16 protein-coding genes are annotated in these 13770 nt (G+C 64.4%); 10 read left to right on the top strand and 6 right to left on the bottom strand.

Annotation, left to right across the window (positions count from 1 at the left end):
- Positions 1–18: 18 nt before the first annotated feature.
- The 5 genes from NKJ81_RS08865 to NKJ81_RS08845 all read right to left on the bottom strand — a co-directional run bounded on the left by NKJ81_RS08865 (position 19) and on the right by NKJ81_RS08845 (position 3943).
- Positions 19–294 (bottom strand): sulfurtransferase TusA family protein, encoded by a 276-nt coding sequence (locus tag NKJ81_RS08865; RefSeq protein WP_352471458.1) that lies wholly within the window; start codon positions 292–294, stop codon positions 19–21.
- A gap of 5 nt (positions 295–299) precedes the next feature.
- On the bottom strand, positions 300–1628 hold the full coding sequence (locus tag NKJ81_RS08860) for a L,D-transpeptidase family protein (RefSeq protein ID WP_352471493.1): 1329 nt from the start codon (positions 1626–1628) through the stop codon (positions 300–302).
- A 210-nt stretch (positions 1629–1838) separates the two neighbouring features.
- Positions 1839–2789, bottom strand: coding sequence for an acetyl-CoA carboxylase carboxyltransferase subunit alpha (locus tag NKJ81_RS08855; protein ID WP_352471457.1), 951 nt, complete (start codon positions 2787–2789; stop codon positions 1839–1841).
- A gap of 99 nt (positions 2790–2888) precedes the next feature.
- Positions 2889–3797, bottom strand: coding sequence for a site-specific tyrosine recombinase XerD (locus tag NKJ81_RS08850; protein WP_352540217.1), 909 nt, complete (start codon positions 3795–3797; stop codon positions 2889–2891).
- A complete protein-coding gene (locus NKJ81_RS08845) occupies positions 3794–3943 on the bottom strand; it encodes a hypothetical protein (RefSeq protein WP_023677884.1) in 150 nt (49 codons plus the stop codon). Before NKJ81_RS08845 ends, NKJ81_RS08850 begins: the two co-directional genes overlap by 4 nt.
- Positions 3944–4101: 158 nt before the next feature.
- Here NKJ81_RS08845 and NKJ81_RS08840 point away from each other — a divergent pair, with 158 nt between their 5' ends.
- From NKJ81_RS08840 to NKJ81_RS08825, 4 genes are read left to right on the top strand one after another with little or no spacing between them, the layout of a single operon-like run.
- Positions 4102–4704 carry a shikimate kinase gene (locus tag NKJ81_RS08840; RefSeq protein WP_352471455.1) on the top strand — a complete coding sequence of 201 codons (603 nt, stop codon included), beginning with the start codon at positions 4102–4104 and terminating at the stop codon, positions 4702–4704.
- On the top strand, positions 4701–5843 hold the full coding sequence (aroB, locus tag NKJ81_RS08835; RefSeq protein ID WP_352471454.1) for a 3-dehydroquinate synthase: 1143 nt from the start codon (positions 4701–4703) through the stop codon (positions 5841–5843). Before NKJ81_RS08840 ends, aroB begins: the two co-directional genes overlap by 4 nt.
- Complete coding sequence (locus NKJ81_RS08830; protein ID WP_352471453.1) at positions 5840–6736, top strand: HlyC/CorC family transporter; 897 nt, start codon at positions 5840–5842, stop codon at positions 6734–6736. Before aroB ends, NKJ81_RS08830 begins: the two co-directional genes overlap by 4 nt.
- A gap of 40 nt (positions 6737–6776) precedes the next feature.
- On the top strand, positions 6777–7586 hold the full coding sequence (locus NKJ81_RS08825) for an alpha/beta hydrolase (RefSeq protein ID WP_352540339.1): 810 nt from the start codon (positions 6777–6779) through the stop codon (positions 7584–7586).
- Positions 7587–7589: 3 nt separating this feature from the next.
- On the opposite strand, the gene NKJ81_RS08820 is transcribed toward NKJ81_RS08825, so the two are convergent.
- Complete coding sequence (locus NKJ81_RS08820; protein WP_352540216.1) at positions 7590–7892, bottom strand: BolA family protein; 303 nt, start codon at positions 7890–7892, stop codon at positions 7590–7592.
- Between the two features lie 133 nt (positions 7893–8025).
- Between NKJ81_RS08820 and NKJ81_RS08815 the strand changes: the two genes are divergently transcribed.
- From NKJ81_RS08815 to NKJ81_RS08790, 6 genes are all read left to right on the top strand, one after another.
- A complete protein-coding gene (locus NKJ81_RS08815) occupies positions 8026–8655 on the top strand; it encodes a J domain-containing protein (protein ID WP_036238769.1) in 630 nt (209 codons plus the stop codon).
- A gap of 123 nt (positions 8656–8778) precedes the next feature.
- Positions 8779–9765, top strand: a complete 987-nt coding sequence (cobS, locus tag NKJ81_RS08810; RefSeq protein ID WP_352451201.1) for a cobaltochelatase subunit CobS — start codon at positions 8779–8781, stop codon at positions 9763–9765.
- An 11-nt stretch (positions 9766–9776) separates the two neighbouring features.
- Entirely contained in the window at positions 9777–11675 is a 1899-nt protein-coding gene (gene cobT, locus NKJ81_RS08805; protein ID WP_352451202.1) for a cobaltochelatase subunit CobT, read from the top strand.
- On the top strand, positions 11672–12694 hold the full coding sequence (locus NKJ81_RS08800; protein ID WP_352540215.1) for an esterase-like activity of phytase family protein: 1023 nt from the start codon (positions 11672–11674) through the stop codon (positions 12692–12694). The genes cobT and NKJ81_RS08800 overlap by 4 nt, the downstream gene beginning before the upstream one ends.
- A gap of 176 nt (positions 12695–12870) precedes the next feature.
- The gene (locus tag NKJ81_RS08795) at positions 12871–13239 is read left to right on the top strand and encodes an ArsR/SmtB family transcription factor (RefSeq protein ID WP_352540338.1); all 369 of its coding nucleotides are present in this window, start codon (positions 12871–12873) and stop codon (positions 13237–13239) included.
- Positions 13236–13718 carry an SRPBCC family protein gene (locus tag NKJ81_RS08790; RefSeq protein WP_352540214.1) on the top strand — a complete coding sequence of 161 codons (483 nt, stop codon included), beginning with the start codon at positions 13236–13238 and terminating at the stop codon, positions 13716–13718. Before NKJ81_RS08795 ends, NKJ81_RS08790 begins: the two co-directional genes overlap by 4 nt.
- Positions 13719–13770 lie beyond the last annotated feature (52 nt).

Below are 13770 nucleotides of genomic sequence, written 5' to 3'. Positions count from 1 at the left end.
AACGAGCTAAGTCGAGACTCAGTCGATCCCGCGCTCGACCAGGAAGCGGTGGCCGCCTGCCATCGCCGTCGTTTCGATCAGCCGATGGCCGCTCTCGGCGCAGAAGGCGGGAATGTCGATGACGGCGAGCGGGTCGGTGGTTTCGAGCCACAGGCGGCTGCCCGGCTGCATTGCGGCCAGGCGCTTTTTTGCCTTGAGCACGGGCAACGGGCAGTTCAAGCCTTTGAGGTCGTAGACGGCAGCGGGGCTGGTTGAGGGCCTGTCTTCCTGGCCCCCATCTTCCTGTTCAAGCATGAACCTCAGCCGCCAAACATGCCGAGCAGTTTCTTCTTCAGCCTTGTCGCCGTGCTTTCGGCGTCCGCAGCCTGCGTTTCGGCGACCGGAACGGCCTCCGCGGATGGCGCGACGGTTGCGGTCGCGACAGGCGCTTCGGCCGCCGACTTGGCAGCATCCTTTTCGGCCAATGCCTGCGCCTTGGCGGCTTCCTTCTCGGCCAGGGCTTGCGCCTTGGCTGCCGCTTTCGCTGCCTTCGCCGCTTCTATCGCGGCAAGCCGCTGTTCCTCGGCCTTCTGCTTGGCAGCCTTTTCGGCGTCGAGCGCTGCCATCTTGCGGCCCGCCGGCGAATCGATGCGGCCCATGCGTGCCGTTTCGGCCACGGTGCCGTCCGGGTTGAGCGAGGGCGGCTCGATCGGCACGCGTTCGCCGCGCGCACGCCGTTTCGACCAGTCGGAAACGATGCTGGCTTCCTTGATCCCGGCGATGGTCGGCTTGGGTGCCGGCACGCTGGCCTTCATGGCGCCGTTGAAGGCCGCCTCATAGGTGCTTTGATAGGCGTTGATGGCGCTCTTCAGCGAATCGGGCTGGGTGGTCACAGGGCAAGCGCCGGTCGGATTAAACGTCGAGCCGTCGGCCGCTACCTGGTTGAAGACGTAGCGCTTCTCGCAGACGTCGACTTTCGGCGGCACCTTGGTGACCTCGAAATTGTCGTAGCCGACCTTCAGCATCTTCCAGAATTCGTAGTTCGGATCGTTGCGATAGCGCGCCATGTTGGCTGCGGTCATGCGGAACGGAAAAGCCTGGATCTGGAACTCGGTCTGGCCGCCCTGGAAGGCGTCGCGGCCGAAAGCGTAGATCTGCTCGATCTGGGCGTCGGTCATCGAATAGCAGCCGGACGACGAGCAGGCGCCATGGACCATCAGGTTGGAACCGGTGCGGCCATTGGCGCGGTCATAGGCGTTCGGGTAGCCGATGTTGAAGGACAGGTGATAATTCGACCGCGGGTTCATCTGTGCCGGGCGGACCGTGTAAAAGCCTTCCGGCGCCTGGCGGTCGCCTTCGGTGAACTTCGGTCCGAGCTTGCCCGACCATTTGCAGATGTCGTAGCTGGCGACCAGGTCGTAGCGGCCGTTGGTCTTGGCCTTCCAGATTTCGAGCTTGCCTTCTTCCTTGAAGATGCGGGCCATCACCGAAGAGGTGCGGACCATTCCCTTGGCCGTCATCTCGGCCAGGATCTTGTCCGGCAGCGGCTTGTTGGCTTGCGGCGCAAAATCCTTCATCGAAGCGTCATTGCAGCCGGCGACGCCGATCGCAGCGATCAGAACTCCGGTGCGGGCAAGCTTGGCAAACATGGATATGGCTATCGTCTTCATCTCTGCGCCGCGGATGCCGCAGCTGCTAAACCGACCGCTGACGGACCTTAAGCCCGTTAACCTTGAAAATTCCTTACCGCAAGCATGCGGCGCGTCCCCTTACGTTAAGCTCACTGAGCCGAATGCAGCGGCATTTTTGTGGCGAAACTGGTTCACGCCGCCACATTTCAGGCCGCGTGCCTGCGTTGGTTACAGATTGCGGCCCATCGCCAGGTATTTCTCGCGGCGATGCTCGCGGAAGTCGGTGTTGGCGCCGGAGAATTCCTTCATCGTCCTGGCGATGAGGTCGCCGGTGGCGGCGATCACCGTTTCGGGGGCGCGATGGGCACCGCCGAGCGGCTCGGCGATGATGGCGTCGATGATCTTCAGCTCCAGCAGGTCCTGCGCCGTGATCTTCATATTGGTCGCAGCATCCTTGGACCGCGTGGTATCGCGCCACAGGATCGAGGCGGCGCCCTCCGGCGAGATCACCGAATAGATGGCGTGTTCGAGCATGTAGACGCGGTTGGCGGTGGCGATCGCTATAGCGCCGCCCGAGCCGCCTTCGCCGATCACCACCGAGATCGACGGCACCTTCAGGCCAAGGCAGGCCGAGGTCGAGCGGGCGATGGCTTCCGCCTGGCCGCGCTCTTCGGCGTTGACGCCGGGATAGGCGCCGGCCGTGTCGACCAGCGTCAGCAGCGGGATCTGGAAGCGGTCGGCGAGTTCCATCAGCCGCACCGCCTTGCGGTAGCCCTCCGGCCGCACCGAGCCGAAATTATGCTTCAGCCGGCTTGCCGTATCGGAACCCTTCTCCTGGCCGATGATCGCCACCGGCTCGCCGCGAAAGCGGGCGAAGCCGCCGACGATCGCCTGGTCCTCGCCGAAATTGCGGTCGCCGGCAAGCGGCGTGAAATCGGTAAGCAGGCCCTTGATGTAGTCGATGCAATGCGGCCTGTCCGGATGGCGCGCCACCTGCACCTTCTGCCATGGCGTCAGCGCCTTGTAGGCGTCGCGCAGCGCATCGCGCGAGCGCTTCTCGAGACGGGCGATCTCATCGCCGACATCGACCGCCTCGCCGTTCTCGGCAAGCTTCTTCAGCTCAAGGATCTTGCCTTCGAGATCCTGCACAGGCTTTTCGAAATCGAGGTAATTGTACATTCTTGGGCGAACCGGCAAGTCGGAAGGCAATGACTGACGCAAGCCCGAAAATGCAGGCTGGGCGCGGTGGAGCGTCGTTCTCACATAGCGACATGACGCCTAGTCGGCAAGCGGATGATGATCGTTGACCAGACGCACCAGCCGCTCCTCCAGCACATGCGTGTAGATCTGCGTCGTTGAAATATCGGCATGACCGAGCAGCTGCTGCACGGCCCTGAGATCGGCGCCGTTCTGCAAGAGATGGCTGGCGAAAGCATGGCGCAGCACATGCGGCGATATCTTCGCCGCGGCAATGCCGGCCCGTGCGGCAAGCGCTTTCAGCTCGCGGGCAAAGACCTGTCTCGAGAGATAGCCGCTGTCGGCGGCGGCCGGAAACAGGAACGGGCTGTCGGCAAGAGCCGGCACCGCCGCCCGGGCGGCAAGCCAGGTCCGCATCGCCGTGCGCGCCTTGGCCGACAGCGGCACCATGCGCTCCTTGTTGCCCTTGCCGCGCACCATGAAGAAGCGGTCGTCGCGCTGCGCCACCGTCACGGGAAGGCCGACCAGCTCCGAAACGCGCAAGCCGGTGGCGTAGAGCACCTCGACCAGCGCGTGCAGGCGCAGCGCCGCCAGCCTGTCGGCGCCATGCATGGAGGCCTCCTGCGCGGCGCGGTCGAGCAGCCGGCCGGTATCGGCTTCGCTCATCGTCTTCGGCAGCGGCCGGCCCTTCCTCGGGCTGTCCAGCGTGCCGGTCGGATCGTCGCCGCGCAGGCCCTCGGCATAGAGAAACTTGAAGAACTGCCGGATCGCCGACAATTTGCGCGCCTGCGAGGTGGCGGCAAAGCCGCGCGCGGCGATGTCGTCGAGATAGGCACGGATGTCGGCGCTGGTGGCAGCGGCAAGCCCACCGCCGATCCCGGCGGAAGCGTCTTCGAGGTCGCGGCGATAGGAGGAAAGCGTGTTTTCGGCGGCGCCGCGCTCGGCGCTCATCATCTCCAGGAAGGCTTCGATGCGAGCGGCGCTGTTCATTTTTTGGGATTGAGCTTTTCCGGAGGGATACGCACGCTCATTTCCGCCTTCCTCGGCTCGACGAACATGACCAGGGCGAACATCGCGCCATAGACAATGCCGGCCAGAATCGCGAGCGTCACGACAAAGCGAAACAGTGTTGGCATTAATTTTCGCCCGTCGTCTTATTCTGCATTTCCAACCCTGTGCCCTTATGAGACGCCAATCCGGCCAATTCAAGGGTGAAGCCCATAGTCCCGGTTGCGCCGCGCTTGACGCAAACAGGCTTTTGATGTCGATACGCCGCCAAAGAGGCCCTAGAAGCATGAACGCGCTACCAGCAAATCCTCCGGGCGAGAGCCATGCCGCGCTGCTCGGCCGGCTGGGCGGCCGTTCCATCGTCTTTGTCGGGCTGATGGGCGCCGGCAAGACGGCGATCGGCCGCAAGGTGGCGGCGATGCTGGCACTGCCCTTCATCGACAGCGACCAGGAGATCGAAAGCGTCTCGCGCATGAGCGTCCCGGACCTGTTCGAGCGCTATGGCGAGGCGGAGTTCCGGGCACTGGAGCAGCGCGTCATCCTGCGTGTGCTGGAGCACGGGCCGCAGGTGCTGTCGACCGGCGGCGGTGCCTTCATGAACGCGCAGACGCGCGAGGCGATCGCCAGCCATGGCGTTTCGGTTTGGCTGAAGGCCGAGATCGACCTGTTGATGGAGCGCGTTTCCAAGAAACAGAACCGGCCGCTGCTGAAAAGCGCCGATCCGCGCGCCGTGCTTGAACGGCTGATGGCGGAACGCTACCCGGTTTATGCCGCGGCCGATGTCGTCGTGCCGACCCGCGACGACCGCAAGGAGATCATTGCCGCCGAAGTGGTGGACGCGCTGCGCGGCCATCTTGGCGTTGCCGGCATCGACGAGGTGCGGTCGTGAGCGCTGATGCAACGGTCACTGTCGAAGTCGGGCTTGGCGAGCGTGCCTACGACATTTTGATCGGCCCCGGCCTGCTGTCACGCGCCGGCGCCGAGATCTCGCGCCGTCTGCCGGGAACGCGGGCGGCGGTCGTCACCGACGAAAACGTCGCTAGCGCGCATCTCGCAGCGCTTGCGGCCGGCCTGGCAAGCGGTGGCATCCAACATGCCGTCATCACGCTGCCGCCAGGCGAAAAGACCAAGAGCTTTGCGCATCTCGAGGAGGTGGTCGACGGCGTGCTGGCCGCCAAGCTGGAGCGCGGCGATGTCGTCATCGCGCTCGGCGGCGGCGTCATCGGCGACCTGGCCGGCTTCGCCGCCGGCATCGCGCGGCGCGGCATGAACTTTGTGCAGGTTCCGACCTCGCTGCTGGCGCAGGTCGATTCCTCCGTCGGCGGCAAGACCGGCATCAACAGCAAGCGCGGCAAGAACCTCGTCGGGGTATTCCACCAGCCGAAGCTGGTGCTGGCCGACACCGAAGTGCTCGACACGCTGCCGATCCGCGAGTTTCGCGCCGGCTATGCCGAACTGGCCAAATATGGGCTGATCGACCGGCCCGAGTTTTTCGCCTGGCTGGAAGAAAACTGGCGTCAAGTGTTTGCCGGCGGGCCGGAGCGGGCTGCGGCCATCGCCGAGGCCTGTCGTGCCAAGGCCGACGTCGTTGCCCGCGACGAGTTCGAGACCGGCGACCGCGCGTTGCTCAATCTCGGCCACACCTTCGGTCATGCGCTGGAGGCGGCGACCGGCTATGGCGGCGCAAGGCTCGTGCATGGCGAGGGCGTCGCCATCGGCATGGCGCTGGCGCACCGCTTTTCGTCAAGGCTCAATTTGGCGAGCCCCGACGACGCTGCGCGTGTCGAGGCGCATCTTCGCGCCGTCGGTCTGCCCTGGCGGATGGCCGACATTCCAGGCGAACTGCCCGACGCCGAGACGCTGTTCTCCTTCATCACCCAGGACAAGAAGGTGTCGCGCGGCGCGCTGACCTTCATCCTGACGCGCGGCGTCGGCCAGGCCTTCATCGCCAGGGATGTGCCGGCCTCGGAAGTGCTGGCGTTCCTCCGGGAGAACCATCCGGGTCGGCAGGAAAGCCGGCCGGGATGAGCCAGGCCGGCTGGATCGCGGCTGCCGTGCTCGCCGGCCTCGGCGTGCTGGGCTTCGTCTTGCGCCGGCGCCTGCTCGCCGCCTTCGGCTACGAGCTGCAACGCATGGAGCCGCAGCGCTCTGCGCGCGAGGAACTGCGCGGCGCCGTCGACGATTTCCGCCGCGACGGCCAGGTGGTGCGCGAGGACCGCGCCCGCATCGGCGGCCTGTTCGACCTCGAGGAGCTCGAAGTGTCGGACGTCATGGTCCACCGCACCAATATGCGCTCGGTCAACGCCGACGACCCGCCCGAAGCGGTGGTTCGCGAGATCCTGCAGAGCCCGCACACCCGCATGCCGTTGTGGAAGGGTTCGCTCGACAACATTGTCGGCGTGCTGCACGCGAAGGATCTGCTGCGCGCGCTGAACGAGGTCGGCAACGATTTTTCCAGGATCGACGTGATGAAGATCGCGTCGAAACCGTGGTTCGTGCCCGACACCACGACGCTTCAGGAGCAGCTCAATGCCTTCCTGCGCCGCAAGGCGCATTTCGCCATCGTCGTCGACGAATATGGCGAGGTCGAAGGGCTGGTGACGCTGGAGGACATCATCGAGGAGATCGTCGGCGAGATCGCCGACGAGCACGACATCGACATCCAGGGCGTCAAGCAGGAGGCCGACGGCTCCGTTGTCGTCGACGGCACGGTGCCGATCCGCGACCTTAATCGGGCGCTCGACTGGAACCTGCCGGACGAGGAAGCCACCACCATCGCCGGCCTTGTCATCCACGAGGCGCAGTCGATCCCGGACGAAAAGCAGGCCTTTACGTTTCACGGCAAGCGCTTCGTCGTCATGAAGCGCGACAAGAACCGTATCGCGCGGCTGAGGATCAAGCCGGCGATGCTTGGAGAATGACAGTGCGCACCTTGTGGCAGCCGTGGGCAGTCAGGCGTTGATGAAGATCGATCGGCGAAGCCTGCTTCTGGCGTCGATGGCGGCGCTGCTGCCGGGACAGGCTGCGGCGGCATTGCGGCTGCGTTCGCCGTCGCCCGAAACCTTCGACTATGGGCCGGCCAAGCTCGACATTTATTCCCGCGACGGCGCAAGCGGCCTGCCGGTCGTCTTTTTCGTCCATGGCGGCGCCTGGCGAGTCGGCAACCGCGGCAACGTCAATGCCAAGCCGCAATTCCTGCTCGACAATGGCTTCGGCTTCGTCTCGATCGACTACCGGATGCTGCCCAAGGCCGACGTCGCCACCCAGGCGGCAGATGTCGAACTGGCCTATCGTTACGTCCGCGCCAACATCGCCAGGCATGGCGGCGATCCGGACCGGATCGTCGCCATGGGCCATTCGGCCGGCTGCCATCTCGTCGCATTGACCGGGCTGCGCGGCGGCCTGCCCGGCGTCGCAGCGCTGGTTCTCGACGACACCAGGGCCTACGATCTGGAGGCGCTGGCCAGAAGCGGCGGCATGGCAGGGGTCTATGCCCGCGCCTTTCCCGATCCGGCACAGTGGCGCGCGCTGTCGCCTGTCACCTATGTGGAAGGCCGCAAGCACCCGCCGACCTTCATCGCCCATTCGCGGGCGAAAGCCCGCGCGGCGGACGCGCAGGCCTTCGCCGGGCGTCTGCGCGCCACCGGAACCAGGGTCACGCTGTTCGACGGCGGCGCCTATTCGCACATGTCGATCAATCGCGACTTCGGCACCGAGGGCGATGCATTGACCGCAGCGGTGATGGCTTTCCTGAGGGCGAGCCTCGGCTGAAATCTACCAGCGGGTCTTTTCGCCGGGCGCTGCCGGCTCGATCGCCAGGGCATGCACGCCGGATTTCAATTCCTCGGCCAGCAATGTGTTGACGGCGCGGTGACGTTCGACGCGGCTCATGCCGGCAAAGGCTGGCGCGACGATGCGGACGCGGAAATGCGTCTCGCCGGCGCCGTCGAAGGTGGCGTGATGGCCGGAATCCACATGATGATGCCCGGCATGGAGATGGCTTTCGTTGATGACGTCCAGCCGTTCCGGCGAAAACGCCTTTTTCAGCTTATCTTCCATCGTTGCCTGTATGGACATCGCCGCTTCCCTTCACCACATCTATGTCATCGCACAAAATTCGCAATTCGCCGGTTTTATGCCGCGATTCAGCGGTTAGGGCGATCATCGCGAAAATGTCAATTCTTGTTTCGCATGCGCGAACAGCCCATAAATGGGTGAGATGAAGCCGTACCCAAAATATTTCGAAAAGATTCGCATCCGCCCGGAGAAGGACGCGGAGCTGAAGTCGCGTTCGCCGATCTGCCAGTGGGATGGCTGCAAGGAGGCCGGTACCCACCGTGCCCCGGTCGGACGGATGAAGGAAGGCGAGTATTTCCAGTTCTGCTTCGACCATGTGCGCGAGTACAACAAGGGCTTCAATTATTTCTCGGGCGTTCCCGACACCGAGATCGCGCGCTTCCAGAAGGAAGCCATGACCGGCCACCGGCCGACCTGGAAAATGGGCGTCAACGGCGCATCGACCCGCTCCTCGCCGGACTTTGCCCAGGCGCGCTCCGGTCGCGCCGGCTACTACAATCGCATGCGCGATCCGTTCGACCTGTTCAAAGGCCCGAAGGACCCGCGCGAAGCACGCGAGCGCAAGGCCAAGCCGCTTGAGGCCAAGGCACTGGAAACGCTTGGCCTTGATACAAAGGCAACTGGCAAGGATATCAAGGCGCGCTATAAGGAACTTGTGAAACGCCACCATCCGGATGCGAATGGCGGCGACAGAGGTTCGGAAGACCGGTTCCGCGATGTGCTCCAGGCGTATCGCGTGCTCAAGCAGGCAGGTTTGTGCTGAGCGACCTTACGGTTCGTGTCGTTTTCCAACTTTCATAAGGTTGGAAAAGGCTCTAAGACCGCCCCCGAACAAAATCGATTGCCGGCGAAACGCGGCGTTTCGCTTGTGGAGACGTTGATAGAGATGAACAAGGTCGATCGCGACATCGCCAACCTGCCCGACACCACGGTGTCGGTGAAGGAGACATTCGGCTTCGACTCCAAGATGGTGGTGCCGGCCTATGCGGTGACGAGCGAGCATGTCCCCGACATCGATCCGGACTACCTGTTCGACAAGAACACGACCATGGCGATTCTCGCCGGCTTTGCCTACAATCGCCGCGTCATGGTGTCGGGCTATCACGGCACCGGCAAGTCGACGCATATCGAGCAGGTCGCCGCCCGCCTCAACTGGCCCTGCGTGCGTGTCAATCTCGATAGCCATGTCAGCCGTATCGACCTCGTCGGCAAGGACGCCATCGTGGTCAAGGACGGGCTGCAGATCACCGAATTCCGCGACGGCATCCTGCCCTGGGCCTATCAGCACAATGTCGCGCTGTGCTTCGACGAGTACGATGCCGGCCGCCCGGACGTGATGTTCGTCATCCAGCGCGTGCTGGAATCGTCGGGCCGGCTGACGCTGCTCGACCAGAGCCGGGTCATCCGCCCGCACCCGGCCTTCCGGCTGTTTTCGACCGCCAACACGGTTGGGCTGGGCGACACCACCGGCCTCTACCACGGCACCCAGCAGATCAACCAGGCGCAGATGGACCGCTGGTCAATCGTCACCACGCTGAATTACCTGCCGCACGACAATGAAGTGAACATCGTGCTGGCCAAGGCCAAGCACTACCGCGATGGCAAGGGCAAGGAGATCGTCAACAAGATGGTGCGCGTCGCCGACATGACGCGCTCGGCCTTCATCAACGGCGATTTGTCGACGGTCATGAGCCCGCGCACGGTTATCACCTGGGCCGAGAATGCCGAAATCTTCGGCAATATCGGCATGGCGTTCCGGCTGACCTTCCTCAACAAATGCGACGAGCTGGAACGCTCGCTGGTCGCCGAGTTCTACCAACGCGCCTTCGGCGAGGATCTGCCGGAATCGGCGGCGAATGTGGTGCTGGGCTAAGCAGAGTCTCGATGGCGGGTCCGGGCGACAACACGCGAAACAAATCCAAGACCGGCGCTGAGAACGACAGCTTCAAGCGCGCCGTCACCGTCTGCATGCGCGCCATCGCCGGCGACAAGGATCTCGAGGTCGGTTTCGCCAAGGATCGGCCGGCGCTGGCCGGCAGCCGCGCCCGGCTGCCGGAACTGCCGAAGAAAGCGTCGAAGGCGGACATCGCCATCACCCGCGGGCTCGGCGATTCCATGGCGCTGAAGCGCGCCTGCCACGATGCGCGCATCCACACCAGGCTGGCCCCGGAAGGCAAACAGGCCCGCGCCATCTATGACGCGGTCGAGCAGGCCCGGGTGGAGGCGATCGGCAGCCGCGCCATGCAGGGCGTCGCCGACAATATCGGCTCGATGCTGGAGGACAAATACGCCAGGGCCAACCTCGTCGACGTCAAGGACAAGGCCGACGCGCCGATCGAGGAAGCGCTGGCGCTGATGGTGCGCGAAAAGCTGACCGGCCGCACTGTGCCGAAGAGCGGCGAACGGCTGGTCGATCTCTGGCGCCCCTGGGTCGAGGAAAAAGCCAGTGCCGATCTGGACGGGCTGTCGGCAAAGCTCGACGACCAGCAGGCGTTCGCCCGCGTCGTGCGCGAGATGCTCGCCTCCATGGAAATGGCGGAGGAGCTCGGCGACGACCAGGAGACGGAAGACTCCGAGGACAACGACGAAAACCAGCCGCAAGGCGAGGAGCAGAGCGAGGAGGGCGGCGAAGACGATTCGGGCTCCGAGCAGTCGCAGTCCGAGGATACAGAGGCATCGTCGGACGACGAGCAATCGGCCGAGACGGAAGCCTCCGACGCCACCGCCGAGGATCTCTCCGACGATGACGACGCCGATGCGGAGACGCCCGGCGAGGCGCGCCGCAATGACAATCCCTTCACCAATCTGCCGAAAGAGATCGACTACAAGGTCTTCACCACGGCCTTCGACGAGACCGTTGGTGCGGAGGAACTGTGCGAGGAGGAGGAGCTCGACCGACTGCGCGCCTTCCTCGACAAGCAGCTCGCCAACCTTTCCGGCGTCGTCGGGCGGCTGGCCAACCGGCTGCAGCGCCGCCTGATGGCGCAGCAGAACCGCTCCTGGGATTTCGACCTCGAAGAAGGCTATCTCGATCCGGCACGGCTGGTGCGCGTCGTCATCGACCCGATGCAGCCTCTGTCCTTCAAGCAGGAGCGCGATACCAAATTCCGCGACACGGTGGTGTCGCTGGTGCTCGACAATTCGGGTTCGATGCGCGGCCGGCCGATCACGGTCGCCGCGACCTGCGCCGACATCCTGGCGCGCACGCTGGAACGCTGCGGCGTCTCGGTCGAAATCCTCGGCTTCACCACCCGCGCCTGGAAGGGCGGGCAGGCGCGCGAGAAATGGCTGAAGGAAGGTAAGCCGCCGAACCCCGGCCGGCTCAACGATCTGCGCCACATCATCTACAAATCCGCCGACCATCCGTGGCGGCGGGCGCGCCGCAACCTCGGCCTGATGATGCGCGAGGGCCTGCTCAAGGAAAACATCGACGGCGAGGCGCTGCTGTGGGCGCACAACCGGCTGATCGCGCGGCCGGAGCAGCGCAAGATCCTGATGATGATCTCGGACGGCGCGCCGGTCGATGATTCGACGCTGTCGGTCAATCCGGGCAATTATCTCGAGCGGCATCTGCGCGCCATCATCGAGCTCATCGAGACGCGCTCGCCGGTCGAGCTTTTGGCCATCGGCATTGGCCACGACGTCACCCGCTACTATCGCCGCGCCGTCACCATCGTCGATGCCGAAGAACTGGCCGGCGCCATGACCGAGCAGCTGGCCTCGCTGTTCGCCGAGGAAACCGTGCGCGACACGCGGCGCGGCGGCATGCGGCGCGCCGGATGATTTTTTCCCGCGGCGGCTTTTGGCAGAAGCTTTTGGCCGCCATTGCGTTGTTCGGCATCACTTTGGCCCCGGCTGTCGCTGCCGGCCCGGCCTCGGTCGAGCCGGCCGAAATCTCGGCACGGCCGATCAGCGAATTCCATATCGGCCGGCCGGACAAACAGTTCGGGCCGCTCGAATTCGTCGGTGGGCTCGAAATGACCTCGTCGACGCGCGATTTCGGCGCGCTGTCGGCACTTCGGTTCCTCAAGCCCGGCAGCGATTTCATCGGCGTCGCCGACACCGGCTTCTGGTTCTTCGGCACCCTCGTCCACGATGCCGAGAAGCGGCCTTCCGGCATCCAGAATTTTCGCATGCAGCAGATGGTCGATTCGGCCGGTCAGCCGATCGACGAGAAATGGGCGGTTGATGCCGAAGGCCTCGCGGTCAAGGACGGTATTGCCACGGTCGGTTTCGAGGGCGATCACCGTATCGCAGAGTTCAAGATCGATCCGGACATGAAGGCGCCGTTCAGGCAATTGGACTTCCTGATTCCGGCTTGGGAACTTCGCCGTAATCGCGGCTTTGAGACCGTCACCCGCGCCAATCCCAACGGGCAGCACGCGGGCGGACTGGTCGTGGTGTCGGAAAAGAGCCTCGACAAGGCCGGCAACATCTTTGCCGCGATCATCGAAGGGCCGCACAAGGGCGTCTTCACCGTCAAGCGCAATGGCGATTTCGACATCACCGACGGCGCCTTCCTGCCGGACGGCGACCTGTTGCTTCTGGAGCGCAGTTTTTCGATGGCCGGCGGCGTCAAGATGCGGCTGCGGCGCATCTATGGCGAAGGCGTCGAGAAGGGCGCCGTCGCCGACGGGCCGGTGCTGCTCGAAGCCGACATGGGCTACCAGATCGACAACATGGAAGCGCTCGACGTCTGGACCCGCGACGATGGCGCGCTGATCGTGTCGCTGATGTCCGACGACAACCACTCGATCCTGCAGCGCAATCTTTACCTGGAATTTGTGCTGCACGAGGATTGACGCGCGACAGGCCTGCTGGCTGACAGCGTCGCTGGCGTTTCCGCGCCGTTTTGCAGCGCCGGCAATTTCCCCTGGCAATGACCCGCGTCGCGGGTTTTCCAGCCGGCTGTCACCATCTGCAAAAATACTTTAGTCGTGACTTGACAATTTGTGTCATCAGCGAAATACTCAAGTCCATGCTTAAGTATTCCGAGATCGACAGCATCCTGCGGGCTCTTGCCGAGCCGACGCGCCGGGCAATCCTGGAAAGGCTGAGCCGCGGGCCGGCCACCGTCAGCCAGTTGGCGGAGCCGTTCGGCATGACCTTCGCCGCCGTACTCCAGCATCTCCAGGCGCTGGAAGCGTGCGGGCTGATCCGCAGCGAGAAGGTCGGACGCGTGCGCACCTGCCGGATCGAGCCCGGCGGGCTAGCCCCGCTCGCCGACTGGATCGCCGCCCGCCGTACACCGGCCGAACGCCAGCTCGACCGTCTCGGCCAGATCCTGGCGGAGACTGACCAACCGGACGCAACACCCCACGACCAGGAAAAGGACGAAAAGAAATGAACCAGATTGCCCCCGTGAACGACCAGTCCGTCATCCATTCAAGCTTCACGATCGAGCGGACCTACCCGCAATCGCGCGAACGCGTCTTCCTCGCCTTTGCCGACAAGGCGACGGTGCGGCGTTGGCGCGTCGAAGGCGACGGCTTCACCATCGCCGAATTCACCTTCGATTTCCGTGTCGGCGGCAGCGAGGTTTCGCGGTTCAGCTACCAGGGCGGCCCGGAGATCAGGCTCGATGCGCAGTTCCAGGACATCGTCCCTGACCGGCGCATCGTATTTTCATACCGGATGGCGGTCGGGGCGCAGCCGCTGTCGGCGTCGCTCACCACGGTCGAGCTTGCACCTTCCGGCGAGGGCACCCGCCTGACCTATACCGAACAGGGTGCGTTCTTCGATGGCGTCGATTCAGCGCAAGGGCGCGAGGAGGGCACACGCGGGCTGCTGCAGGCGCTCGCCGCCGAGCTTCAGAAGGGGAAGTAGAGGTTCGTCGGCGTGGCGGGCGGCGATCACAAGGCCCGCCCGGATTGCAAGG

The organism is Mesorhizobium sp. M0018 (genome assembly GCF_040323955.1).
In the GTDB taxonomy this organism is placed as follows: Bacteria; Pseudomonadota; Alphaproteobacteria; order Rhizobiales; family Rhizobiaceae; genus Mesorhizobium.
Note: the sequence above shows the minus strand (reverse complement) of the source record. Positions and strands in the feature narration are given on the sequence as shown.